24 protein-coding genes are annotated in these 24,494 nt (G+C 73.1%); 15 read left to right on the top strand and 9 right to left on the bottom strand.

All coding sequences use genetic code 11. The features are described from left to right. Window positions 1-22: 22 nt before the first annotated feature. Window positions 23-427: an iron-sulfur cluster assembly protein gene (locus tag AB0O07_RS05710; RefSeq protein ID WP_365627292.1), complete on the bottom strand. Its 405-nt coding sequence runs from the start codon at window positions 425-427 to the stop codon at window positions 23-25. Then, window positions 424-1,509: an amidohydrolase family protein gene (locus AB0O07_RS05705; RefSeq protein WP_365627289.1), complete on the bottom strand. Its 1,086-nt coding sequence runs from the start codon at window positions 1,507-1,509 to the stop codon at window positions 424-426. The genes AB0O07_RS05710 and AB0O07_RS05705 overlap by 4 nt, the downstream gene beginning before the upstream one ends. Before the next feature lie 140 nt (window positions 1,510-1,649). Between AB0O07_RS05705 and AB0O07_RS05700 the strand changes: the two genes are divergently transcribed. The 3 genes from AB0O07_RS05700 (at window position 1,650) to AB0O07_RS05690 (ending at window position 4,891) form a co-directional block, all read left to right on the top strand. Then, window positions 1,650-3,224 carry an AMP-binding protein gene (locus tag AB0O07_RS05700; RefSeq protein WP_365627286.1) on the top strand — a complete coding sequence of 525 codons (1,575 nt, stop codon included), beginning with the start codon at window positions 1,650-1,652 and terminating at the stop codon, window positions 3,222-3,224. 228 nt (window positions 3,225-3,452) lie between these two features. Next, window positions 3,453-4,595 carry an aromatic ring-hydroxylating dioxygenase subunit alpha gene (locus AB0O07_RS05695; RefSeq protein WP_365627283.1) on the top strand — a complete coding sequence of 381 codons (1,143 nt, stop codon included), beginning with the start codon at window positions 3,453-3,455 and terminating at the stop codon, window positions 4,593-4,595. Continuing rightward, window positions 4,592-4,891, top strand: coding sequence for a ferredoxin (locus AB0O07_RS05690; protein WP_365627280.1), 300 nt, complete (start codon window positions 4,592-4,594; stop codon window positions 4,889-4,891). The genes AB0O07_RS05695 and AB0O07_RS05690 overlap by 4 nt, the downstream gene beginning before the upstream one ends. Before the next feature lie 52 nt (window positions 4,892-4,943). Here AB0O07_RS05690 and AB0O07_RS05685 read toward each other — a convergent pair whose 3' ends face one another. Next, complete coding sequence (locus tag AB0O07_RS05685) at window positions 4,944-6,080, bottom strand: acyl-CoA dehydrogenase family protein (RefSeq protein WP_365627277.1); 1,137 nt, start codon at window positions 6,078-6,080, stop codon at window positions 4,944-4,946. Between the two features lie 134 nt (window positions 6,081-6,214). On the opposite strand from AB0O07_RS05685, the gene AB0O07_RS05680 reads away from it, so the two are divergent. From AB0O07_RS05680 to AB0O07_RS05630, 11 genes are all read left to right on the top strand, one after another. Continuing rightward, entirely contained in the window at window positions 6,215-7,420 is a 1,206-nt protein-coding gene (locus AB0O07_RS05680) for a CoA transferase (RefSeq protein ID WP_365627274.1), read from the top strand. Beyond that, window positions 7,417-9,249 carry an AMP-binding protein gene (locus AB0O07_RS05675; RefSeq protein ID WP_365627271.1) on the top strand — a complete coding sequence of 611 codons (1,833 nt, stop codon included), beginning with the start codon at window positions 7,417-7,419 and terminating at the stop codon, window positions 9,247-9,249. The genes AB0O07_RS05680 and AB0O07_RS05675 overlap by 4 nt, the downstream gene beginning before the upstream one ends. Beyond that, window positions 9,246-10,643 carry an FAD-dependent oxidoreductase gene (locus AB0O07_RS05670; protein WP_365627268.1) on the top strand — a complete coding sequence of 466 codons (1,398 nt, stop codon included), beginning with the start codon at window positions 9,246-9,248 and terminating at the stop codon, window positions 10,641-10,643. Before AB0O07_RS05675 ends, AB0O07_RS05670 begins: the two co-directional genes overlap by 4 nt. Continuing rightward, window positions 10,640-11,059 carry a nuclear transport factor 2 family protein gene (locus AB0O07_RS05665; RefSeq protein ID WP_365627265.1) on the top strand — a complete coding sequence of 140 codons (420 nt, stop codon included), beginning with the start codon at window positions 10,640-10,642 and terminating at the stop codon, window positions 11,057-11,059. The genes AB0O07_RS05670 and AB0O07_RS05665 overlap by 4 nt, the downstream gene beginning before the upstream one ends. Window positions 11,060-11,110: 51 nt before the next feature. Then, on the top strand, window positions 11,111-11,866 hold the full coding sequence (locus AB0O07_RS05660) for an enoyl-CoA hydratase/isomerase family protein (RefSeq protein WP_365627262.1): 756 nt from the start codon (window positions 11,111-11,113) through the stop codon (window positions 11,864-11,866). Continuing rightward, on the top strand, window positions 11,863-12,366 hold the full coding sequence (locus tag AB0O07_RS05655; protein ID WP_365627259.1) for a MaoC/PaaZ C-terminal domain-containing protein: 504 nt from the start codon (window positions 11,863-11,865) through the stop codon (window positions 12,364-12,366). Before AB0O07_RS05660 ends, AB0O07_RS05655 begins: the two co-directional genes overlap by 4 nt. Before the next feature lie 80 nt (window positions 12,367-12,446). Then, window positions 12,447-13,691 (top strand): thiolase family protein, encoded by a 1,245-nt coding sequence (locus AB0O07_RS05650; RefSeq protein WP_365627256.1) that lies wholly within the window; start codon window positions 12,447-12,449, stop codon window positions 13,689-13,691. Next, window positions 13,688-14,113 carry an OB-fold domain-containing protein gene (locus tag AB0O07_RS05645; RefSeq protein ID WP_365627253.1) on the top strand — a complete coding sequence of 142 codons (426 nt, stop codon included), beginning with the start codon at window positions 13,688-13,690 and terminating at the stop codon, window positions 14,111-14,113. Before AB0O07_RS05650 ends, AB0O07_RS05645 begins: the two co-directional genes overlap by 4 nt. 32 nt (window positions 14,114-14,145) lie before the next feature. After that, a complete protein-coding gene (locus AB0O07_RS05640) occupies window positions 14,146-15,333 on the top strand; it encodes a thiolase family protein (protein WP_365627250.1) in 1,188 nt (395 codons plus the stop codon). A gap of 4 nt (window positions 15,334-15,337) precedes the next feature. Beyond that, on the top strand, window positions 15,338-16,210 hold the full coding sequence (locus AB0O07_RS05635; RefSeq protein WP_365627248.1) for an enoyl-CoA hydratase-related protein: 873 nt from the start codon (window positions 15,338-15,340) through the stop codon (window positions 16,208-16,210). An 85-nt stretch (window positions 16,211-16,295) separates the two neighbouring features. Beyond that, entirely contained in the window at window positions 16,296-16,922 is a 627-nt protein-coding gene (locus tag AB0O07_RS05630) for a TetR/AcrR family transcriptional regulator (protein WP_365627245.1), read from the top strand. A 32-nt stretch (window positions 16,923-16,954) separates the two neighbouring features. Here the strand turns inward: AB0O07_RS05630 and AB0O07_RS05625 are convergent, their stop codons facing one another. The 4 genes from AB0O07_RS05625 to AB0O07_RS05610 form a co-directional block, all read right to left on the bottom strand. Continuing rightward, window positions 16,955-17,317 carry a hypothetical protein gene (locus tag AB0O07_RS05625; protein WP_365627242.1) on the bottom strand — a complete coding sequence of 121 codons (363 nt, stop codon included), beginning with the start codon at window positions 17,315-17,317 and terminating at the stop codon, window positions 16,955-16,957. Window positions 17,318-17,367: 50 nt separating this feature from the next. After that, window positions 17,368-18,366: an aldo/keto reductase family protein gene (locus AB0O07_RS05620; protein WP_365627239.1), complete on the bottom strand. Its 999-nt coding sequence runs from the start codon at window positions 18,364-18,366 to the stop codon at window positions 17,368-17,370. Window positions 18,367-18,511: 145 nt separating this feature from the next. Beyond that, entirely contained in the window at window positions 18,512-19,783 is a 1,272-nt protein-coding gene (locus AB0O07_RS05615) for a glucarate dehydratase family protein (protein WP_365627237.1), read from the bottom strand. A 2-nt stretch (window positions 19,784-19,785) separates the two neighbouring features. Then, complete coding sequence (locus AB0O07_RS05610; protein ID WP_365627234.1) at window positions 19,786-20,700, bottom strand: 5-dehydro-4-deoxyglucarate dehydratase; 915 nt, start codon at window positions 20,698-20,700, stop codon at window positions 19,786-19,788. A 412-nt stretch (window positions 20,701-21,112) separates the two neighbouring features. Here AB0O07_RS05610 and AB0O07_RS05605 point away from each other — a divergent pair, with 412 nt between their 5' ends. Beyond that, entirely contained in the window at window positions 21,113-22,477 is a 1,365-nt protein-coding gene (locus AB0O07_RS05605) for an MFS transporter (RefSeq protein WP_365627231.1), read from the top strand. Between the two features lie 93 nt (window positions 22,478-22,570). Here AB0O07_RS05605 and AB0O07_RS05600 read toward each other — a convergent pair whose 3' ends face one another. Continuing rightward, on the bottom strand, window positions 22,571-23,506 hold the full coding sequence (locus tag AB0O07_RS05600) for a zinc-binding dehydrogenase (RefSeq protein ID WP_365627228.1): 936 nt from the start codon (window positions 23,504-23,506) through the stop codon (window positions 22,571-22,573). Window positions 23,507-23,594: 88 nt separating this feature from the next. Further along, window positions 23,595-24,371, bottom strand: coding sequence for an SDR family NAD(P)-dependent oxidoreductase (locus tag AB0O07_RS05595; RefSeq protein ID WP_365627225.1), 777 nt, complete (start codon window positions 24,369-24,371; stop codon window positions 23,595-23,597). Window positions 24,372-24,494 lie beyond the last annotated feature (123 nt).

The following is a 24,494-nucleotide window of genomic DNA, read 5'->3' as shown; positions in this document are numbered from 1 at the left end:
CAAACAAACGGTCGTTCGCAAGCTAGGACGCCCCTCGGGCACTGTCAACAGCCCGCACGGGCAAGGCTGTTCCGGCGATCACCGGGGCGGAGTCGGCCGCCCGCCCACCGCCGGCCCCCTGCCGGCGGTCCGGGGTCCAGAGCACCGTCCGGGACACGGTGACCTCCACGGCGCGCACCCCGGGGAGGGCGAGGAGCACATCGGTGATGTAGCGGCGCATTCCGTCGAAGTGGACACAGGAGGGGTCGGTCAGCACCAGGGTGACCCGGACCCGGCCCGCCTCCTCGTGGACCTCCTCGACCAGCCCCATCTCGCAGATGTCCAACGGCGTGCGCATGAGCAGGCCGCACGGTTCGGGCACGGTGCGCAGCGCGGCGCGGATCCGCTCCGGCGAGGCGGCCGGCGCATCCGGCCCCTCGCCGGTCATCCGCGCTCCCCCACCGGGCGCCGGGCGCGGATCCGCCCCCAGGGGCGCCCGTCGCCGAGCGCCCTGGCCCGGTCGAAGGCGTCGCCCGCGACCCGCCGGGCCGCCTCGGCGCCGTCCACTCCGTGCACTTGGAGCGCGGTGCCGCCGAGGATCAGCCGCCGCTCGACCGCGGTGATCTGGCGGAGCCCGTACGCCTCGATCGCGTCCTGCGGGAAGCGGTAGCCGCGGAAGGCGTTGAGCAGCGGTGCCGGATGGCTCAGGTTGGCGCCGCTGCCGTACATCAACTGCCCGGCGCCGCAGGCCCCGAGCAGGGTGCCGAGGACCTTGGCGAAGACGCGGGGGCGGACGACGGCGTAGGCGAAGACCGACTCCAGGGTGGCGTAGAGGTTGCGGTGCCGGGCGAGCAGGGCCGCGGTCTGCTCCAGGAACGCGGCTCCGGCGTGCACGATATGGAAGTTCAGCTCGGGGAAGCGCTCCAGCGGGGCTGCCAGGTCGTCGACGGAGAAGGCGCCGCGCGGCGCGGGCGGCAGCCAGAGCGCCTTGTGCACGGCGACATTGCGGATGCCGAGATCGCGGGCGGCCTCCAGCAGCGGGGTGGCGTAGTCGGTGCCGTCGAGACGCCACCCCTCGCCCCGGCCGCCGTAGAAGAACGCGGGGTAGAGCTTGAGCCCGTCCACCGGGAACTCCTCTACCTGCCGGACGAGTTGCGCGATGGCCGCGTCGGTGACGGGGGTGTCGACCGTCGCGTAGAGCAGGAACCGGTCCGGGTGGCGCGCGCGGAAGGCGGCGGCGCGCCGGGGGTCGGTGACATAGTCGCGGGCGAAGCCGAGGTTGGGCAGGGCGTGGATGACGGCCAGGTCGACCTGGCTCTCCACGAAGAGGGAGTCCGCGACCGCCTCGAAGGGGAAGTCGGAGAAGAATTCGTCGCGGCTCAGCCGGTACTCCGGGTGCTCCTCCCCGGTCGCGAGGAGATGGGCGGCGTAGACCGCCTCCAACTGCTCCTCCGCGCGCGGATTCCGGTTCCGGGGAGAGAGGTTGTACGGGTGGACCACCGCGTCCACCACCACAGTGTCACCGATCACGGGTACCTCCAGCGCGTCGCCCGGTGTGTGCGTCACCTTCCATACAAACAGTTGTTTGTTATCGTCGCCAGAGGGCACGTCCGCCCGCGCGACTCCCCGCACCGCTCCCCCGTACCGGGACTTCCCCCGAGGTGACGAAGATGAGTGAGCCGACACCGTCCCCGCACACCGCGACCACGGCGGCCGGGACCCTCTGGGCCGCGGCCCGCAGCCACCCCGACCGGATCTGCCTCGCCGAACCCGGCCGCCCGGAAGGCTCGCTCGGCTACGCCGCCACCCGCGACCGGGTGGCGGCGACCGCCGCCGGGCTGCGCGCGCTCGGGGCCGAACCCGGCGACCGGGTGGCCCTGTTGCTGCCCAACGGGGTCGCGTACGTCGAAGCCTTCCTCGGCGCGCTCGCCGCCGGGCTGATCGCCGTGCCGCTCAACATCCGGCTGCTGCGCGCGGATTACGCCCACATGCTCACCGACTCGGGCAGCCGTGTCCTGGTCACCACGGGCGACTTCCTCGACCGGCTGCCCGCGCGGGAGAGCCTGCCGGGGCTGACGGTGGTCCGCGCCGACACCGAAGGCCCCGGGTCCCTCTCCGCACTGCGCGCCACCACCGCACCGCTCCCCGAGCCGTTCCCCGCGCGCTCCACCGACCCGGCCTCCCTGATGTACACCTCCGGCACCACGGGGCTGCCCAAGGCGGTGGTCCTCACCCACGGCTCCTGGCGCAGCGTGGCCGAGACCGCCCTGCGGGTACTGGGGTTCGGCCCGGGGGAGGTGATCCTGCACGCGGCCCCGCTCACCCACGGCTCCGGGTTCCTGCTGCTGCCCACCCTGATGACCGGTGGCCGCACTCTGCTGGCGCGCTCCTTCGACGCCCGGCGCACCGCCGCGCTCCTCGCGGAGGAGGGCGTGACGGGGGTGTTCATGGTGCCGTCGATGATCCGGATGCTCCTGGACGCGCTGCCCGCCGGCTATGTACCGCCGGCCGCCCTCCGGCGGGTCTACTACGCCGGGTCCCCCATCGACCCCGAGACGCTGCGCGAGGCCACCGGGGTCCTCGACGGCCGGCTGGTGCAGTCCTTCGCCCAGATGGAGTCGCCGATGTTCTTCACCGCCCTGGACCAGGAGGACCACCGCAGGGCGGCCCGCGACCCCGGGCTGCCGCTGGTCCGCTCGGCCGGGCGGGTGCTCCCCGGCGTACATCTGACGGTCGCCGACGGGACGGGCGCACCGCTGCCGCCCGGCCGGGCCGGGGAGATCCTGGCCCGGGCGCCGCAGACCATGGCCGGGTACTGGAACCGCCCCGAGGAGTCGGCGGCGGCGCTCGCCGGCGGTGTGCTGCACACCGGGGACATCGGCTACCTCGACGAGGACGGCTATCTCTTCCTGGTCGACCGGAAGAAGGACATGATCGTCACCGGCGGCTCCAACGTGTACGCCCGCGAGGTGGAGGAGGTCCTGCTCCGGCTCGACGGGGTGCGGGAGGCCGCCGTGGTCGGCACGGTCCACCGGGTCTGGGGCGAGGCCGTCACCGCCGTCCTCGTCCCGGACGGCGCGCCGCGCGCGGAGGAGGAGATCGTGCGCGCCTGCCGGGCCTCGCTGGCCGGCTACCGGGTGCCCAAACGGGTCGTCTGGGTGGACGAACTCCCGCGGAACGCCTACGGGAAGGTGCTCAAGCGGCAGCTCCGCGAGCGGCTGTCGGCCGAGATACGGGCGGAGTGACCGCCCCTCGACCGCCCCTCGACCGCCCCTCGACCGCCCCTCGACCGCCCCTCGTCCGCCCCTCGTCCGCCCCCCGACCGTCCTCGCCCACTCCCCCTCCGGTCCCGACCGTCCGCCGTACGGCGGACGTTGACAGCCCGGGAAGCCCGTGACTACCGTTTAAAACAAATGGTTGTTTGTTAGTTGGGCAACCGTGGGCCACCCACCACGACGGGAAGTGCGGACACCGTGACGCAGACATCACCGAAGAGCGGCCTCACGGCGGCGGAGCGGCAGTACCCCCTCCCCCCGACCACCTGGGACGCGTCCGTCTACACCGACCCGGACCGCTTCAGCGCCGAGATCGCCGCGGTCTTCCACCACGCCTGGTTCCCGGTCCACCCCTCCGCCGACCTGCCCGGGCCCCGGTCCTTCCTCACCTGGGACCGGCTCGGGCAGTCGGTGGTGCTCACCCGGCTGGACGACGGCTCCGTACGCGCCTGGCACAACGTCTGCCAGCACCGGGGCGCACGGCTGGTCGACGGCTCGGGGGCGTGCGGCCGGGCCCGGTTCACCTGCCCCTGGCACGGCTTCGTCTACGACCTGGAGGGCGCGGTCACCGCCGTACCGCTGCGCGAGAGCTTCGACGAGGCGGCCCTGCGCGGGCTGCGCGCCCCCGCCGTCCGGGTCGCCGAGTGGGCCGGCTGGATCTGGCTCGCGCTCTCCGGCGACGTACCGCCGCTGCGGGAGTATCTCGGCACCATCGGGGACGAGTTGGCGGGATACGGCCTGGAGGGGTTCACCACGCGGTTCCGCACCTCGGTGCGGCTGAAGGTGAACTGGAAGATCGCGGTGGACGGCTTCAACGAGACCTGGCATGTGCCGTTCACCCACCCCGACACCCTCGGCGGGCTCGTCCTGTGGCGGGACGCCGTGCTGCGGATCAGCCCCCCGCACTCATGGATGACCCTGCCGATCCGCGGCTACACCGAGCGGGCGCGGGCGACGGACGGACGCGGGACGGACGACCACCGCGCCTCCCATCTCTGCCACTACCTGGCCTTCCCCAACACCATCTTCAGCTGCTTCCCCACCCATCTCCAGATGTGGAGCGCCTGGCCGGTGTCGGTGGACGAGACGGAGCTGTGCGCGTACGAGGTGGTCGGCCCGCCCCCACCGGGAAAGTCCGCCGAGCAGTGGGACCGGCACAACCGGCGGGACTGGCAGCAGTTCCTGGCCGTCCTCGGCGAGGACGCCGAGGTCATCAACGGCCTGGCGACGGTGCGTGGTTCGCTCGGGCTGAAGAGCGTCATGTTCAACACGGCGGAGAGCAGACTGACCGCTTTCCACCGCGAGATCGCCCGGCGTCTCGGCGAGGGGGAGCCCGCGTGATCAGGATCAGCGTCGACCGCGAGCGGTGCCAGGGGTACGGCAACTGTGTGCTGGCGCTGGCCGGCGCATTCGACCTGGACGCCGAGGGGCTGGTGGTGCTCACCCGCCGTACGGTGGACGAGGGCGACCTGGGCGCGGTGCGGCGGGCCGCGTACGACTGCCCCACCGAGGCCATCGCGTTCACCACCGACACCGCGCCCGCCGACACCGCGCCCACCGACGCCGCACCCGACGCCACCGGGCCCGACGTCCCGGACGGCGCGCCTCACCCCTCCGGGCGGGGGCCGGCCACGTAGTCGCGCCGGACGACCCGCCCGGCCGGCACCTGCCGCCCCGGCTCCGGCGGGGTCACAGGCCCATCTCCTTGGCGATGATGGAGCGCTGGATCTCGCTGGTGCCGCCGCCGACCATGGCGTGTTTGGCCTCGCGGAAGTAGCGCTCCATGTCGTACTCGGGGAGCTGCGCGTAGCCGCCGAGCGCCTGCATGCCGTTGAACGAGGTCCTGAAGGCCACGTCGGCGGCGAACACCTTGGCCATGGAGACCTCCTTGACCGCCCGTTCGCGGCGCGCCATCTTCGCCGCCGCGCTGTAGACGAGCAGCCGGGCCGCCTCGACCTCGCACGCGTTCTCGGCCATCCGGTGCTTGAGCACCTGGAACGAGGAGAGAGGCCGGCCGAACTGGGTCCGGCCCGTCGTATAGGCGACGGTGTCGTCGAGGGCGGTGCGCGCGTTGCCCACGTAACTGGCGGCGAGGCCGAGGCGTTCGTACTCCAGGTGCTCCCCGATGAACCGCCAGCCGTCACCGGCCTCGCCGAGCAGGTTCCCACGCGGCACCCGCACGTCGGTGAGGAAGATCTCGGTGGTGCCCAGGCTCCTGCGGACGGCGGTGTTGAGCTTGCGGACATCCACTCCGGGATGGTCGTTGGGGACGAGGACCAGGCTCAGCCCGCCGTGCCGGTCGGGGCCGCTGCGGGCCAGTACGGTGATCACGGTGCCGGGGAGGTGGGCGCCGGAGCAGAACACCTTGTTGCCGTTGAGGACGTAGTCGTCGCCGTCGGCCACCATGCTGGTGCGCAGTCCCGCCGCGTCCGAGCCCGCGCCGGGTTCGGTGATGGAGACGCTGAACTTGACGTCCCCGCGCAGGAATCCGGGGAGATAGCGCTCGCGCTGTGCGGCGGTGCCGTGGTGGGCGATGTTGGTCGCGGTGAACATGGAGGTCATCACGGCGGCGGCGAAGTCGAGGCTGTGCTTGGCGATCGCCTCGCAGAAGATCGCGTACATCACCGGGTCCGCCTCAAGGCCGCCGTGCTCCTCGGGGACGAGCAGCCCCAGCCACCCCCGGTCCGCGATCTTCCGGTAGGCCTCCTCGGGGAACTCGCGCGACTCGTCGTGCTGACGGATGTACGCGCGGCCGACCTCGCGCTCCATGAAGGTGTGGAGCGTCTCGCTCCACAGCCGCTGCTCGTCGGTGAACCGGAAATCCATGTCAGACCTCTCGCCGTCGGATCATCAGCCTGTCGCGGCAGGGTTGTTGACCACGGTAGTGCTCGCTGCTAGTACTAACAAGTGTTTGTTTCCTGCCCATGCCGATGCGGCCGAGTGCGGAGGAAGCGAGTTCATTGAGTCTCGAACGCACCTATCACGGCGTGCGCGTGGTGGACCTGAGCGAGAACATCGCGGGACCGCTCGCCTGTCTGATCCTCGCCGACCTCGGCGCCGACGTGGTGAAGGTCGAACCCCCGGGGACCGGTGAGGCCACCCGCCGGCTGCCGCCGCGCTGGGGCGACGACAGCACCGTCTTCCTGGCCCTCAACCGCAACAAGCGCAGCGCCGCCGTCGATCTGCGCACCCCGGCGGGGCGGGCCGCCGTGGCCCGGATCGCCCGGGGCGCCGATGTCGTCGTCCAGTCCTTCCGGCCGGGTGTCGCGGAGCGGCTGGGGGTCGGCTTCGAGCGGATCGCGGAGGTCTCCCCGCAGGTCGTCTACTGCTCGGTCAGCGCCTTCGGCGAGGGCGCGCTCGGGCGCCGGCTCTCCGGCTACGACGCCCTGATCCAGGCGTTCACCGGCATCATGGAGATGACCGGCGACCCCGAGGGGCGTCCGGCGCGGGCCGCGCCCTCGGCGGTGGACCTCTCCACCGGCCTGTGGGCGGCCGTCGGCATCATGGCGGCGCTGGCGGGACGCCCGTACGCACCCGGCGCGCAGCGGGTGGAGGCCGCCCTGGTCGACAGCGGCTTCTTCCTGCTGGCCCACCAGATCATGGGGTACCTGGGCACCGGGAGCCACCCGCACCGCCTCGGCTCGGCGGCGCCCAGCACGGCCCCGTACGAGGAGTTCAGGACCGCCGACGGCGCCGTCATGGTCGCGGCGGCCACGGACCGGCTCTTCGGCCGGCTCTGTACGGTCCTGGAGCTGCCCGGGCTGGCCGGGGACCCCCGGTTCCGGCGGGTGGCCGACCGGGTGGCGCACCGGGCCGAGCTGGCCGCGCTGATCGAACAGCGGCTGCGCGGCGCCCCGTCCGCGTGGTGGCTGGAGCGGATCGCGGCGGCGGGCGTGCCGGTGGCCCCGGTGCAGAGCCTCGCGGCGGCGCTGGCCCATCCGGTGACGGCGGAGCGGGGCATCGTACGGGACGCGGCCGAGGGGCGGATCCCGGGGCTGCGCCAGCTCCGGCTGCCCTTCGACACCGGCGCCGCCTGCGCGGTGCGCCAGCCGCCCGCGCTGGGCGAGCACACCGAGGAGATCCTCACCGAGGCCGGGCTCTCCCCACGGGAGATCGACCGGCTTCGTCCGTCAACGGCGAGGGAAGGGACGGCACGACCGCGATGAAGACTCTCCCCCCTTTCATGGCACGGCGGGCCGCCCTGGAGGCGCGCCACCCGGTCTGGACACCGCGCACCACCGCCCAGCAACTCGACGTGGCGGTGGCGGAGTTCGCCGACCGGCCGCTGATCCTGGACGACGAGAACACCTTCACGTACGCGGAGGTACGGCGGCGCTCGCTCCGGCTGGCGGCCGGGCTGATGGCGCTGGGGGTGCGGGCGGGCGAGCATGTCGCCGTCGACCTGGCGAACTTTCCGGACATCATCGCCCTCAAGTACGCGGTCGCCCGGATCGGCGCGGTCTCCGTCTCCGTCAACTTCCAGCTCAGACACGAGGAACTGCGGTATGTACTGCGCCGGTCCGACGCCGTCGCCCTCATCACCATGGACACCTTCCGGGGGCTCGACTACCTCGACGCCCTCGACCGGATCGCGCCCGGCTGGGAGGGACACGCGGGCGGTTCCGCGCTCCCCCGGTTACGCGGGATCTTCGTACGGGGCACGGAGGGGCCGCCGGAGCGGGGGCGCCCGCTCGACGACCTCGTGCGGCTCGGCGCGGGGATCGGCGACGCGGAGGTGCTGGCCCGCACCGCCGCCGTCGACCCGCGCTCCCCCTCCGACCTGCTCTACACCTCCGGCACCACGGGCCGCGCCAAAGGGGCGCTGCTCCACCACGACGCGGTGGTGCGGACGGCGTACGCGAGCGCCTACACCCGCGCGTTCCAGGACGGGCGGCGCATCCTGTTCGCGCTGCCGATCCACCATGTCTTCGGGTACGTGGAGGCCGTGCTCCCCGTCCTCTTCGTCGGCGGGGCCGTCTGCCCGCAGACGGCCTTCGACGCGGCGCGGACGCTGCGGGCGGTCGGCGCGCACCGGATCGACGAGCTCATCTGCGTACCGGCGATGACCGCGCTGGTGCTCGCCGAGGCGCGCCGGGAGCGGTACGACCTGTCGTCGCTGACCACGATGTTCTCCTCGGGCGCGGCCCATCCCCCCGCCCTGTGGGCGCAGATGAGGAATGTGCTCCAGGTGGCGGAGATCTTCACCGCGTACGGGCAGACGGAGACCACCGCCTCCACGCTCTGCACCCGGCCCGGCGACCCGGTCGAGCGGCTCAGGACGACGAACGGCTGTCCGAAGCCGGCCGGGGCCGCCGGGGACCCCGCGCTGGGCGGGGTGCTGGCGGTGTACCGGGCCGTCGATCCGGTCACCCGCCGGGAGGTGGCCGCCGGGGAGACCGGCGAGCTGGAGGTACGGGGACCGGCGGTGACCTCCGGGTACTACGCCCAGCCGGAGGAGACCGCCGCCGTCCTGGGCGCGGACGGCTGGCTGCGCACCGGGGACCTGGGGCGCTTCGACGAGCAGGGCTATCTGACGCTCACCGGGCGGCGCAAGGAGTCGTACCGGTGCGGCTCGGAGCTGGTGGTGCCGGGGGAGGTCGAGGAGGTGCTGCGGGGGCATCCGGGGGTGCGGGCGGCGTATGTGGTGGGGGTGCCGCACGAGCGGATGGGCGAGGTGGGGTGTGCCTGGGTGGTACCGGAGGAGGGCGGGGCGCCGCCGGATCCGGAGGCGCTGACCGGCTACTGCGCGGAGCGGCTGGCCCGGTTCAAGGTCCCCGCCGAGGTGCGGTTCATCGAGGAGGCGGAGGTGCCGGTCACGGCGACGGGGCGGGTACGGAAGTTCCGGCTCGCGGAGTGGGCGGCGCTCTCCCCGGCTCCCCCCGGCGCGCCGCCCCGGTCGTCGGCCGGTGCGTCGGCCGGTGCGACGGCGGGTGCGTCGGCCGCCACGGGCGCCACGGGTGCCACGGCCGACGACGGTGCGGCGGCCCCGGCATGAGCGGCGGGGGGCGCGGTGTGGTGATCGCCGGGGCGGGTCCGGCCGGGGTGCGCACCGCGCAGACGCTGCGCGATCTGGGGTACGGGGGCCGGCTGCGGCTCTTCTCCGAGGAGGACGAACTCCCCTACGACCGGCCGCCGTTGTCCAAGGAGTATCTGACGGGGAGGCGCGGGGACGGGGCGATCCGGCTCCAGGAGGCGGCGGAGTACGCGGAGCGGGGGATCGAGCTGGTGCTCGGGCGGCGGGTCGTCGCGGCGGATCTCGCCGCGCGGACCGTGGGGCTCTCGGACGGTTCGGAGGCCGGGTTCGACCGGCTGGTGGTGGCCACGGGCGCCCGGCCCCGGGTGCTGCCGGTCCTGCCGCCCGCACCCGCCGTGCACCACCTGCGGACGGCCGCCGACGCCCGGAGGCTGGCGGCGGCGCTCCGCCCCGGGCGCCGGGTGGTGCTGGTCGGGGGCGGGTTCATCGGGCTCGAAGTGGCGTGCGCGGCACGGGCAGCGGGGTGCGCGGTCACCGTCGTGGAGGCCGCCGCGCTGCCGCTGGCCTCGGCCGTCGGTCCAGAGCCGGCCCGGGCACTGCTGGCCTGGCACACCGCGCGCGGCGTCGCGTTCCGCCTCGGTGTGACGGTGGCGGCGGCCCCGCTCGCGGACGCCGAGGCCCCGGAGGGCGCGCGGGCGCTGCGGCTCGACGACGGGTCGCGGCTCACCGCCGATGTGGTGGTCGTGGGGGTCGGCGTGGTCCGCGAGACCGGCTGGCTCCGCGCGGCCGGGCTCACCGTCCACCACGGCCTGGTCTGCGACGACGAGGGGCGCACCGGCCACCCGGCGGTATTCGGCGCGGGCGACGTGGTCTGCCGCCACGATCCTGGGTACGCCCCGGGCCCCGATGGCGGCCCGGGAACCGGCGGCAGCCCGGGACCCGGAGGCGGCCCGGGAACCGGAGGCGGCCCGGGAGTCGGCGGGGGCCGTGGACACCATGGCGGCCCGGGAGTCGGCGGGGGCCGTGGACACCATGGCGGCCCGGGACCCGATGGCGTGGGCGTGGAGTGCCTGCCCGGTGGGCACTGGACGGGTGCTGTCGATGGGGGTGCCCGGGTGGCCGGGGTGATCGTCGGGGGTGTTCGGGAGCCGGTGGCGGATGACGGGTTCTTCTGGTCGGACCAGGGCGGTCTGCGGCTCCAGTTCGCCGGGCGCCACCGGCCGGGCGCCCAGCTCACGGTGGTCTCGGGCTCGCTCGATACGGACGCCTTCGTCGTGGAGTACACCGAGCTCGGCCGGCTGACCGGGGTCTTCGCCGCGAACAGCCCGCGCGCCTTCCTCCGGAGCCGCCGCGCGCTCCGTACCGCAGCCGCCGGCCCGGAACCGGCCCGCACGGCGGGAGGGAGCCGAACATGACCGGCCCGGAGCGCAGTTGGGGCGAGGACGACCGTCAGGAGGTCACCGCTCTGTACGCGCGCTACACCTACGCGTACGACGAGGGCCGCCCCGAGGAGCTGGCGGCGCTCTTCACCGAGGACGGCGCCTTCGAAGCGGCCGGGGCCGACCCGGTCCGGGGCACGGACGCGCTGGCCCGGATGGTCCGGGCCGCGGCGCTCCGCCCGTACGGCACCCGGCATCTCGTCTCCGGCGTGCTGGTGAGCGGCGCCGGGGACGCGGCGAGCGGCACCGCCTATGTCGTCGCCCTGCGGATCGGGCCCGGGGCCGTGACGCCCCTGGCGCTCGGCCGGTACGACGACACGTTCGCCCGCACCGCCCGGGGGTGGCGGATCCGACGGCGCCGGTTCGCCCCGTTCCTCCCCCCGGCACCGTAACCCGGCTCACCCAACTGCCCGTTCAGAAGCCTCTGTCCAGGAGGGCGACCCATGACCATCGGCCCGGTGCTCGACGACTACGCACAGCGTTACGAACACATCCGCCTCGACCGCGACGACGACGGGGTGCTGCTGGTCACCGTGCACACCGGCGGCGACAGCCTCGTCTGGACCGCGCGGGCGCACGACGAACTCGCCTACTGCTTCGCCGACATCGCCTGCGACCCGGCCAACAAGGCCGTCGTCCTGACCGGCGCGGGCGACGCGTTCTGCGCCGACATCGACTTCACCAGCTTCTCGCTGGGGACGCCCGCCGAGTGGTCCCACATCATGTTCGAGGGCAAGCGGCTGCTCACCAATCTGATGTCCATCGAGGTGCCGGTGATCGCGGCGGTCAACGGCCCCGCACTGATCCACCCGGAGATCGCGGTGCTCAGCGATCTCGTCCTCGCCGCCGAGACCACCGTCTTCCAGGACGGTCCGCACTTCCCCGCCGGCATCGTGCCGGGCGACGGCGCCCATGTGGTGTGGACCCATGTGCTCGGCCCGGCGCGGGGCCGCTACTTCCTCCTCACCGGGCAGCGGCTCGACGCCCGCCAGGCCCTGGAGTTCGGTGTCGTCAACGAGGTCCTGCCGCCCGGGAAGGTGCTGCCCCGGGCCAGGGAACTGGCCGCCGGGATCGCCGCCAAACCGGCGCTCGCCCGCAGGTTCTCCCGGGTGGTGCTCACCCACGAGATCCGGCGCCTCCTCCACGAGCAGCTCGGACTCGGCCTGGCCCATGAGGCGCTGGCCGCCCTCGACCGGTGAACGGCCGGGACGGAAGCGGCGAGCGTGCCGGGAGCGGTGTGTTCGACCGGCGGCGCCGGCACTTCGAGGACTTCGCCGTCGGGGACACGGTGCTCTCCCCCGGGCGGACGGTCGACATCGGGGACATCTCCGCGTTCGCCGGGCTCACCGGGGACCACTATCCGCTCCATGTGAACGAGGAGTACGGCCGGTCCACCCGGTTCGGCGGCCGGATCGCCCACGCTCCGCTGACCTTCGCGCTCGCCGTCGGGGAGATCGCCCTGACCGGCTTCCTCGGCGACGCGGTCATCGCGTTCCTGGAATGCCAGGGGCTGCGCGCACTGGCCCCGGTGCGCCCTGGCGACACCGTCCGGGTACGGGCCGAGGTGGCCGCCGCCGAACCGGGCGGGAGGCCCACGCACGGGACGGTGCGCCTCGACTACACCGTCCTCAACCAGAAGGACGAGGAGGTCATGACGTTCCGCATGGTGCTGCTCGCCCGCCGCCGCCCGGAGCGATGACCGTTCCGTACCCGCCGTTCCATACCCGCCGTTCCGTACCCCCGATCCGTACCCCCGACCTCCGAGGAGGAGAACACCCGGTGCCCATCCCCGTATCCGTGCCCGGGCCGGCCGCCCCGGCCCCGGCCCCCGCGCCCCAACCATCCCTGGACGAGGCCGCGTTCGTCGGTGTCGGTGAGCTGCCGTCCGGGCGCTACCCCGAACGGTCGTTCATGGGCGGCCTCGTCGAGGTCGCCGTCGCCGCCGTGCGCGACGCCGCCCTCGACCTCTCCGACGTCGACACCCTGCTGCTCATCCCCTGTCTGCACTCCCCCGCCGACCAGGCCGATCTGGTCTTCTCGCGGGTGGTCGAGGAGCTGGGGCTCAACGGGCGGGTCAAGAGCAGTGCGATGCTCCACTCCGGCGGCTCGACCAGCGACAACGCCATACGGACCGCCGCCTCGCTGATCGCCGCCGGGCACGCCCGCACCGTCCTGGTCCTCCAGGCCGAGAAGTGGGGCTCGGCGCCGGTCGGCGAGATGATCGACATGCTGACCGCCAACGGCATCCCGCGCGAGTGGGAGAAGGCGAGCGGGCTCTCCTTCAACGCGGTGGGCGCGCTCATCGCCCGCCGGTACATGGCGGTCAGCGGTTCCACGGCGCGGGACATGGCGTCGGTGTGTGTCGCGCTCCGGGCGTGGGCGCGGCTCAATCCGCACGCCATGTACCGGGACCGGGATCTCACCGTCGAGCAGGTGCTCGGCTCCCGGATGGTCGCCGACCCGCTGCACGCCTTCGAGTGCCCGATGATGGCCGACGGCGCGGTCGGCCTGGTCCTCACCGGCGCCGCGCGGGCCCGCGCCGGCGGGCGGCCGTGGGTACGGGTCGCCGGATCCGGCGGGTGCGTCTCGCACTACAGCATCGGCCAGGAGGAGGACCTCGCGGTGCTCGGCTGGCCGGTCGCCGCCGGGCAGGCGTACGAGCAGGCCGGGTGGGGCCCCGAGGACGCCGATCTCGCCGAGGTCTACGACTCGTACGCGGCGGTGCTCACCGTGGCCCTGGAGGGTCTGGGGCTCGCCCCGGCCGGCGAGGCGGGCCGGCTCTTCGCCGCCGGGGCGTTCTCGCCCGGGGGCCGGCTGCCGGTCAACACCAACGGCGGGCTGCTGTCGGCCGGGCACACCGGGGTGGGCGGCGGAACGGCGCTGCTCGCCGAGGCCGTACGGCAGTTGCTCGGCCGGGCCGGGTCCGGCCGGCAGGTGACCGGGGCGCGGCGGGCGGTCTGCGGGGGTTCCGGCGGCACGTACATGGACAGTCAGGTCCTTCTCCTGGAGCGGGTGACCCGATGAGCGGAGCGACGGCGGACCCGGGCATGGCCGCACTCACCGGCCCCTACTACGCGGCCCTGGCACGCGGCGAGTTGCCGCTCCAGCACTGCGCGGCCTGCGACCGGGCGGTGCTCTATCCCCGCCACCGCTGCCCGTACTGCCGGGCGGACTCCCTCGGCTGGACGGCCGCCTCCGGCCGGGGGGTGCTGCACAGCTTCACCGTCCAACGCCTCGGTGAGCCCAGCGGGTTCGGGCGGGAGGTGCCGTACGCGCTCGGGGTGGTGAAGCTGGTGGAGGGGGTGCAACTGCTGGGCCGGCTCTGGCCGGAGGCGGACGGCGGCTGGGACGGGTACGTCTGCGACGGCGAGGTGGTCTTCCGCCCGGCGGACGCCGAGGAGAGTACGCGGCGCCCGGTGGCCTGGTTCGCACGGGCCGGGCGATGACGGGAAGCGGGACGGGAAGGGTGCGTGGTGTGATGGACGAGGTGCGGATCGCCGGGGTCGGGATGACCCGGTTCGGCAGGGAGTTGCGGCGTGGCGAGCGGGCCATGGCGGCGGCCGTCACCGGCCGGGCGCTCGCCGACGCGGGGGTGCCGGCCTCCGCCGTCCAGCGGGTCTTCGCGGCCAACGCGGCGGCCGGGCTGGTGTCGGGGCAGGAGATGATACGGGGCCAGGTGGCGCTGCGGGGCACTCCGCTGGCGGGCGTACCGCTGGTCAATGTGGAGAACGCCTGCGCTTCGGGGAGTTCGGCGGTGCTCCTGGCGTACGAGGCGATCCTGGCCGGGCGGTGCGAGGTGGCGGTGGCCGTGGGCGTCGAGAAGATGTCGCACGAGGACAAGGCACGCACCTTCGACGCGCTGCGCGGCGCCACCGATGTGGCGGCGGACGCGCGAGGCACCGACACCGGGCCCGCGAAGAACTCGGTCTTCGTGGAGGTGTACGCCCGGGAGGCCAGGCGGTACCTGGACACGTACGGCGGCACATTCGGCGCCACGGTGGAGGACTTCGCGGCGGTGGCGGTGAAGAACCGGTTCCACGCCTCGCTCAACCCGCTGGCGCAGTACCGGAAGCCGCAGACGGTGGCGGAGGTGCTGGCGGGGCGGACGGTGGTGGATCCGCTGACCCTGCCGATGTGTTCGCCCACCACGGACGGCGCGGCGGCCGTGGTGCTCTGCTCGGCCGCGTACGCCCGGCGGCACTCCACGGGCCGGTGCGGGATCCGGGCGGCGCGGCTCGCGGCGGGCGGTGGTCAGGAGGCCCGGCCGGTCGCGGCGGCGGCGGGCGCGGCCTTCGAGGACGCCGGGCTCGGCCCCGGCGATCTGGATCTGGTGGAGGTGCACGACGCGGCGGCGCCCGCCGAGGTGGCGCAGTACGCGGAGATCGGCCTCTGCCCGCCCGGCGAGGGCCATCTGCTGGTCAGGGAGGGGGTCACGGCGCTGGGCGGCAGGACCCCGGTCAACACCGACGGGGGGCTGATGAGCCGGGGGCATCCGATCGGTGCCACGGGGTGCGCGCAACTCGTTGAGCTGTACGACCAGTTGCTCGGCCGGGCCGGGGAGCGCCAGGTGGCGCGGGCCCGGGTCGGCCTGGCGGTCAACGCGGGCGGCTGGCTGGCGGGTTCCTACGCGGCCGCCGTGGCCACGATCCTGGTGAAGGCCGGGTGAGCGGATGTCCTCCCTGGTCACCCCCACCGGTCTGGTCGAGCGCGAGACGCTCTTCCACGCGCGGGTCGGGGACGGTGTCGTGCTGCTCACCCTCAACCGGCCCGACCGGGGCAACGGGGTGGTCCCTGAGCTGGCGCGCGATCTGCTCGCGGCCCTCACCGAGCTGGAGGCCGACCGTTCGGTGCGGTGTCTGGTGCTCACCGGCGCCGGGCGGCACTTCTCGGCGGGCGCGGACCTCAAGGCGATGCGCCGCTACCTGGACGAGGAACTCGCCGTCGAGGGGGAGCCGTACAACGCCCGGGTGCTCTTCCCGGTCACCCAGCGGATCGCCGCATCCCGGCTGCCGGTGGTGGCGGCGGTCAACGGCGGGGCGACGGCCGGCGGGCTCGATCTGGCGCTCGCCTGCGATCTGCGGATCTGCTCGACGGCGGCCCGGCTCGGCGAGACGTACATCAATCTGGGGCTGCCGCCGGGCAACGGCGGCTCCTGGTTCCTGCCCCGGCTGGTGGGCTCCGGCCTGGCGGCCGAGCTGGCGCTCACCGGTGATCTCGTGGACGCGGAGCGGGCGTTGGCGATCGGGCTGGTCAACCGGGTCGTGGCACCGGACGAGTTGATCCCGGCGGCGGTGGAACTGGCGGGCCGTATCGCGGCGAAGGCGTGGCGGGCGGTGGAGGCGACGAAGCAGGCGCTGCGCTCGGGGTGGCAGGTGGATCTGGCGACCGCGATGAACTCCGGGTACTGGGCGGTGGCCGCGCTGCATCACACCGGCGACCTCTCCGAGGGCGTCGACGCCTTCCTGGAGCGGCGGCCCCCGGTCTTCAACCGTACGGCGGCCCGGGACGGCGGCGCGGCGCAGGACGCTCCCCCGCCCCCGTGAGGCGGTCCCCGAGGCGGTCTCCGAGGCGACTGATCACCTTCCCTGTACAATCACTTGTTAGGAGACTCACGGGGAGGTCGATCTCTTGGCAGCGCCGTCCGCATCGCGTCGTAAGGCAGGACCCCGGCAGCAGCCGGTCTCGGTGGAGCGTATCGAGGCCGCCGCCATCGAACTGTTCGGCGAGAAGACCTATCCCGTCGTCGGCATGCGGGACATCAGCGACGCGGTGGGGATCCTTCCCGGCAGCCTGTATGTGCACATCCGCAAGAAGGAGGACATACTGCTGCGGATCGTCGAGCGCGGCATCGAGAACTATCTGGAGGCCATCGAGGCCGCGGTCAAGCCGGGCACGAGCGGCCCGGACCGGATGCGGCGGGCGATCGTCGCGCACATGTGCGTCCTCGCCGGCACCTTGCAGCAGACGCGGGTGACGTTCCACCAGTGGACGTATCTCAGCCCGCCGCAGCAGGAGCGGGTGGTGGAGCTGCGCGGCCGGTACGAGGAGATCTTCACCCGCATCCTGCGCACGGGCATCCGCAAGAAGGAGTTCCGCCGGGTGAAGCACCCCCGGATCGCGGTGCTGGCCATCATCGGCATGCTCAACTCCGCGACGGAGTGGTACTCCCCGGACGGCGAACTCTCCCCCGAGGCGGTCGGCCATCTGCTGGCGGACAGCGCGCTGGGCGGGCTCGTCAGACAGCCGGCCGCCTGACGAGCAGCAGGCCGCCTGACGAGCGCCCGCCCTCAGCAGAACGTGGAGCGGATGGAGTAGATGATGGCGTCGGCCTGGGCGCCGTCCACCGCGAAGCGCGTGATCGTGCCGCCCCGTACCGTCTCCTCGGGCTCCTCGCTCCGGATATCGAGACAGACGTACCGGGCGTTCTTGATGGCCTCGGTGTCGTCCATCTCCAGCAGGGGCGCGATGCGCCGGAGGTCTTCGAGGAAGAGGTCCCCCTGACCGGCCTCCGGCGACGGCACGGCCTCCGGCTGCGGGGCCTCCACGAGCCGGGACCTCCGCTCCCCGGTGTCCTCCCCGTCCTCCCCGCACCCTGCCAGCAGGGCGATGCCCAGCACCGCCGCTATGAGCGCGGCCGCTCTTCGCCCCATGTCGGCTCCCCCTCTGTTCATGTCAACCCCCCTCGGCTCCCCTCCGCCGGTCAGTCGTTGGCCGGGTTGCCGGCGGTGAGGGCGGGGTCGCCGACCGCCACCGGGGCCAGGATCTCGTCCATGGCGGTGAGCAGGGCGGCGTCGAGTCGTACGCCCGCCGCCTTGACGTTCTCGGTGACCTGGTCGGGGCGGGAGGCGCCGATGATCGCGGCCGAGACGTTCTGGTTCCGGAGGACCCAGGCGACGGCGAGCTGGGCCAGGGAGAGGCCGGCCTCGTCGGCGAGCGGCCGCAACCGCTGGACGCGTTCGAGTACGTCGTCGCGGAGCCAGCGGGCCACGAAACCGGCGCCGCCCTTGGTGTCGGTGGCGCGGGAGCCCTCCGGGAGCGGGGAGCCCGGCGCGTACTTGCCGGTGAGCACGCCCTGGGCGATCGGGGACCAGACGATCTGGCCGATGCCCAGTTCCTCGGAGGCGGGGACGACCTCGCCCTCGATGACCCGCCACAGCGCCGAGTACTGCGGCTGGTTGGAGATGAACGGCACATGGAGTTCGCGGGCGAGCGCGTGGCCGGCCCGGAGCTGGTCGGCCGTCCACTCCGAGACGCCGATGTAGCGGGCCTTCCCGGAGCGGACCACGTCGGCGAAGGCCTCCATGGTCTCCTCCAGCGGTACGGAGTGGTCGTACCGGTGGGCCTGGTAGAGGTCGACGTACTCGGTGCCCAGTCTGCGCAGGGAGTTGTCGATGGCCTCCAGGATGTGCTTGCGGCCGAGGCCCCGGTCGTTGCGGCCGGGGCCGACCGGGAAGAAGACCTTGGTGAAGAGTTCGATGCCCTCGCGGCGCTCCCCCTTCAACGCCCGGCCCAGAACGGATTCCGCCCGGCCCTCCGCGTAGACGTCGGCGGTGTCGAAGGTGGTGATGCCGGCGTCGAGGGCGGCGCGGATGCAGGCGGCGGCCTGCTCCTCCGCGACCTGCGAGCCGTGGGTGAGCCAGTTGCCGTAGGCGATCTCGCTGATGGTCAGGCCGCTGCGGCCCAGTCGACGGAATTCCACAGTGGGGCTTCCCTCACTCCGGTCGGGACCGCCTCGTCGCCGGGACGGCCCCCGCGCCGACGGTCGCTTCACTGTTGTCCGTGGACACGATAAGGGGCCGGTCGGCGGTACGGTGGTCAGGCGCCGCCGTACCGCCGTACCGCTGTCACCAGCGCGGAATGGTGGAGCGGTAGGTCGGGTGGATGGTGCGCATGTAGCCGGTGTCGTCCCGGTTGCGCAGACCGCACTTCAGATACTGCTCGTGCAGGGTGCCGAGGGCGTCGCGGTCGAGGGTGACCCCGAGGCCGGGCGTGGTGGGCACCGCCACCGAGCCGTTCTCGAAGGCCAGTACACCGGGTTCGATGACATCCTCGGTCTTCCACGGCCAGTGGGTGTCACACGCGTAGGTGAGGTTCGGGGTGGCCGCGGCGAGGTGGGTCATGGCCGCGAGGCTGATGCCCAGATGCGAGTTGGAGTGCATGGACAGGCCCATGCCGAAGGTGTCGCAGATGCCGGAGAGCAGCTTGGAGCGGCGGAGTCCGCCCCAGTAGTGGTGGTCGGAGAGGATGACCTGGACGGCGTCGACCGCCACCGAGGGGTGGAGTTCGTCGAAGGCCACCACACACATGTTGGTGGCGAGCGGCATCGACACCTGGCGGGCGACGGCGGCCATGGACTCGATGCCCGGGGTGGGGTCCTCCAGGTACTCCAGCACCCCGTCGAGTTCCCGGCCGACTTTCACCGAGGTCTCCACCGTCCAGGCGGCGTTCGGGTCGAGCCGCAGCGGGTGGCCGGGGAAGGCGGCGCGCAGCGCCCGGATCGCCTCGATCTCCTCCTCGGGGGGCAGGACGCCGCCCTTGAGCTTGATCGCGCTGAAGCCGTACGTGTCGATCATGCGCCGGGCCTGGGCCACCACCCCGTCGGGGTCGAGCGCCGCGCCCCACTCGTCGGGCTCGGCGTCGGGGTGGGCGGCCCACTTGTAGAAGAGGTACGCGCTGTAGGGGACCTCGCTCCGTACGGCGCCGCCGAGGAGGTCGCTGACGGGCCGGCCGCACGCCTGGCCCTGGATGTCGAGGAGGGCGACCTCGAACGGGGAGTAGACCCGGTCGACGGTGCTGCTGGTGGTGACCATCCCGGTCAGTCCCGTGCCGCCGACGGAGCCCACCTGGTCGATGATCCCGGCGACCCGGCGGTGGAGTTCCTCGGTGGCGTAGACGTCGAGTCCGACGATCCGGTCGGCCACCGCTTGCAGCCGCTCCAGGTGGCGGGCGTCGGCGTAGGTCTCGCCGAGTCCGGTGAGGCCGCCGTCGGTGTGCACCTCGACGACCGCGCGCAGTGCGTACGGTTCGTGGACGCCGACCGAGTTGAGCAGTGGCGGGTCGCGGAAGGCGACGGGGGTGAGGGTGACGGCGGAGATCCGCAGCTTCTCGGCGGTCATGGTCAGGCGCTCCTCACCAGGTCGAGTCCGCGCTCCAGGAGTGCGGAGAGTGCGTCGAGGTCCTCGGGGGTGGGGTCGCTGAGGGGTGCGCGGACCGGCCCCGCGTCCAGGCCCCGGAGCCGTACCCCGGCCTTGACCAGGGCGACCGCGTACCCGGGTACCTTGTCGCGGAGGGCGACCAGCGGGTGGAAGAAGCCGGTGAGGAGGGCGTCGACGGTCTTCTCGTCGCCCTCGGTGACCGCGCGGTGGAAGGCGAGGGAGATCTCGGGGGCGAAGCAGAAGACGGCGGAGGAGTAGAGGGGGACGCCGATGGCCCGGTAGGCGGGGACGGTGGCCTCCGCGGTGGGCAGCCCGTTGAAGAACTGGAAGGGCTTGCCGCTCCCGGCGAGGGCGGTACGGATGGCGGCGACGGTACGGGCCAGGGTCTCCAGGTCGCCGACGCCGTCCTTGAAGCCGACGACGTTCTCGATCAGGGCCGCCTCGGCGGCTGCGGCCGGGCCGAAGCGGGCGTTGGCCCGGTTGTAGACGATCAGGGGGAGCCCGGCGGCCTCGGCGACCAGTCGTACGTACCGGACCAGGCCGGCCTGGTCCGCGTTGACCAGGTACGGGGGGAGCAGGAGCAGCCCGTCGGCGCCGCTCTCGCGGGCCTCGTGGGCGAGGGCGACGGCGGTGGGGAGGGCGCCGCCGACGCCCGCGTAGACGGGGACGGCCCCGTCGGCGGCGGCGACCGCGGTCCGGATGACCTCGGTGTGTTCGGCGGGCGAGAGGGCGTGGAACTCGCCGGTGCCGCAGGCGGCGAAGACCGCGCCCGCGCCGGCGGTCACCCCGGCCCGTACATGCGCTGCGAGGGCCTCTGGGTCGAGAGTGCCATCGGGCGCGAAGGGCGTGACCGGAAAGAACAGCACTCCGTCAAGCATAAGTCTCCCGTTCCTACAGACTGTTCATGTATCTGACTCATATCCACGTTCATGTACGTGCTCCACGCAACCTAGGTCGCCGCGCGGGAACCGTCAAGGGAGCACGGGACCGGCGCGCCCGCCCTGACGTGGCACGACGCTCCCCCGCCGAGCCGACCGGGCCCCCGGGGCGCCCCGCGGAGTTTCCCCGCCGAAGTCATTGACCCGATGGGCACCCGTACGTAACGTGTCCACACGCATGACAGAGGTTCACATACATATACGGCTGAGCCGACTGTCACCCCGCTCGGGATCCGGTGCGACCCCCGTACACACGAGCGGGATCCGGCCGTGCGGTCACCAGCCGCGGCCACCGACCCCGCCCCCGGGCACCTCTGTCATGCCGTCACGCCAATCGAAGTGGGAGACAACGATGGTCCCGCAGCCCCTTGCGAAGAGTCCGGACGGCGAAGCCGACGCGGAGAGCCGTGCGGTCGGCAAATTCCTCCGCCGCGTGCTTCCCCTTCTGGTGCTGATGCTGCTGATCAACCAGATGGACCGGACGAACGTGGGCTTCGTCCAGGATGAGCTGAGGGCCGATGTCGGGGTGAGCGCCACCGCGTACGGGCTCGGCGCCGGCCTGTTCTTCATCGGGTACGCGCTCTTCGAGGTCCCCAGCAACATGCTGATGGAGCGCTTCGGCGCCCGGGTCTGGCTGACCCGCATCATGATCACCTGGGGGGCGGTGATCCTGGCGATGTGTCTCATCCACAACGTGACCACCTTCTATGTGCTGCGGTTCCTGCTCGGCGTGACGGAGGCCGGGTTCTTCCCCGGTGTGCTCCTCTACTTCACGCAGTGGCTGCCGGACTCCAGCCGGGGCCGGGCCAGCGCCATCTTCCTGGGCGGCTCGGCCACCGCGTACATCGTGACAGGGCCGATCACCGGCGCGCTGCTGGAACTCCACGGCCTGGCCGGTTTCGCGGGGTGGCGCTGGATGTTCGCGCTCGAAGGCATCTTCTCGATCGTGGTGGGCATCATCGCCGGGTTCTTCCTCGTCTCCCGGATCCAGGACGCGAAGTGGCTGACGGACGAGGAGAAGCAAGCGCTCAGCTCGGCGGTCGCCCGTGACCAGGAGTCGCGGAGCAGGGCGCCCAAGGTCTCGCGGCTGAAGCTGCTGGTCCACCCGCAGGTCGCGCTCCTGACGGCGGTCTTCTTCGCGATGGCGCTGACCGGGTACGCGATCACGTTCTGGCTGCCGAGCCTGGTGGCGGAGATCGGCGGGCTCTCGCCCTTCCAGATCGGGCTGCTGTCGGCGATCCCGTGGATCTGCGCGGTCATCGCGATGTACACGATGAGCCACTTCACCGACCGGGCCCCCGACCGCCGCCCGTATCTCGCGATCGCCCTGCTCGTCTCGGCGGCGGGCTCCTTCCTCGCCACCCAGGGCACCCCGTGGTTCGGTCTCGCCGCGATCACCCTGGCGGCGGTCGGCGGCAAGTGCGCGGCCACGCTCTTCTGGCCGATGGCGCAGTCCGGGCTCGATCTGAAGATCGCGGCGGCCGGGCTCGCGGTGGTCAACTCGCTGGGCAACCTGGGCGGTTTCGTCTCCCCCACGCTCTTCGGCTACCTCAAGGACACCACGGGCAGCACCAACGGGGGCCTCTACTCGCTCGCGGTGGCCTCTGTCCTGGCGGCCCTGGGCGTCGCCTTCGTACGCCGACAGAACCGCCCGGAGGCCGGGGAGGACGGGGCGGTGACGGCGGAGCCCCCGGTGGTGACCGGCGAGGCCCGCTGAGTACGGCGCGAGCCGCGGAACACACCGTTCCGCGGCTCGCCGCACCGGCCGGGCGGGCGGGACCGCGCCGGCAGCCCCTGGCGGGGACAGGCCCTAGAACAGGGCGACGGCGCGCCCCGCGACGGTGCCGTCGGCGAGCCGGCCGAGGTACTCGGGGATCTCGTCGAACGAGATCGGGACGGTGTTCGAGCGGAGCGCGCCGGTGGCGATGAGCCCGAGGACGGCCTCCGCCTCGGACTTCTCCCCGTTGGACGCCCCGACGAGGGTGATCTCCTTCATCGTGATCTTCTGCATGGAGAGGGTGGCCGTCTCGCGGGCGAGGCCGATCTGCACCACCCGGCCGCCGTGCCGGACGGCGTCGACGGCGGAGGCGGTGGTCGTACCGAACCCGGCGAAGTCGACGATGACATCGAGTCCGGCGGACTCGAAGTCGCGGATGTCGGCGGAGACCCCGCCGACGCCCATCTCCCTGGCCAGCGCCTGGACGCTCTCGTTGACCTCCGCGACATACACGGTGGCCCCGGCGGCGCGGGCGATCTGCGCGCCGAGCGAGCCGAGTCCGCCGAAGCCGATGACACCGACGTTCATCCCGGCCCCGACCTGGCCGACCGTGCGGACGGCGCGGTAGGCGGTACGGGCCGCGTCCATGGCCGGGGCGGCCTGTTCGAACGCGACACCGTCCGGCACCCGGACGGCGAGCCGGGCCTCGACGGCGGTGTACTCCGCGAACCCGCCGTCGACGGCGGTACCGGGCCCGTCGGTGGTGGCCGGGATGCCGACCCGGTCGCCGACGGCGAAGCCGGTGACGCCCGCGCCGACGGCGGTGACCACCCCGGCGGTCTCATGGCCGAGCACGATGGGGACATGGCCGAGCAGCGAGGTGATCGTGCCGTCGGCGAAGCTGACGTCGCTGTGGCAGATCCCCGCCGCCTTGACGGCGAGCACGATCTCCCCGGCGGCCGGCACCGGCTCGGGCAGCTCGGCACGGCGCAGGGGCTGGTTCACACCGGTGAACTGCCAGGCCTTCATGGGTGTTCCTCTTTCTCTGGTGGTACGGGTTGCTCCGGTGGTACGGAAGGACCGGCCGCCGGTACGGCGGTGAGCCCGGCCGGGGGTGTCAGCGGACGCTGGTGAGACCGCCGTCGACGGGCAGGAGCTGCCCGGTGATGAAGTGCGAGGCGTCGCTCGCGAGGAAGACCAGGACGGGCGCGAGGTCGGTGTCGGCGTTGCCGAACTTTCCGCCGAGCGGGATCGACTTGGCGATCTCGGCGTCGTAGGCGGCCAGTTCCGCCGGGGTGAGCGAGCTCCGGTACGTGTCGAACATCGGTGTGTTGACGTACGGGAGCACCGCGTTCACCCGTATCCCGTCGGGTCCCCACTCGCGGGCGACGGTACGGGTCCAGGTGTGGACGGCGGCCTTGGACGCGCCGTAGGTGGCGTTGGTGAGTTCCCCGGTGAACCCGGACATGGAGCCGAAGTTGACGATCGCGCCGGTGCGTGCGGGCCGCATGGCGCGGTAGGCCGCCTGGTTGGTGTGGATGGTCCCCAGGACGTTGACGCGGAAGACCGTCTCCCACACGTCGTCGGTGATCTCCGCCGCGAGCGCGCTGCGCTGGAGGCCGGCGACGTTGACCAGCACGTCGAGGCCGCCGAGGGCGCCGACCGCCTCGTCGAAGGCGGTGTCGACCGCATCCTTGTCGGCGATGTCGACCCGGCGGAAGGCCGCCGTGCCGGGGCCCTGCGCGGTGGCCTCGGCCGCGACCCGTTCGCCCGCGTCCTGGGTGAGGTCGAAGGACCACACCCGCGCGCCCTCGCGGGTGAAGGCGCGGACGGTGGACTCGCCGATGCCCTGGGCGCCGCCGGTGACGATGACGCGTTTGCTGTCGAGTTGCATGGTCGCGGCTCTCTCTGTTCGTTGCGCGGGGCGCGGGAGCCCGTGCGTCCGGGCCGGCGGCCGGCGACGTGGCGAGGCGGGATCTCCGTTGAGTACGGTCCCCTCAGCCCTCCGCAGCGGGTG

Source organism: Streptomyces sp. NPDC093085 (genome assembly GCF_040683935.1).
Classification (GTDB): Bacteria; Actinomycetota; Actinomycetes; order Streptomycetales; family Streptomycetaceae; genus Streptomyces.
The sequence above is the reverse complement of the archived record's forward strand: the minus strand, read 5'-3'. Positions and strand labels throughout refer to the sequence as shown.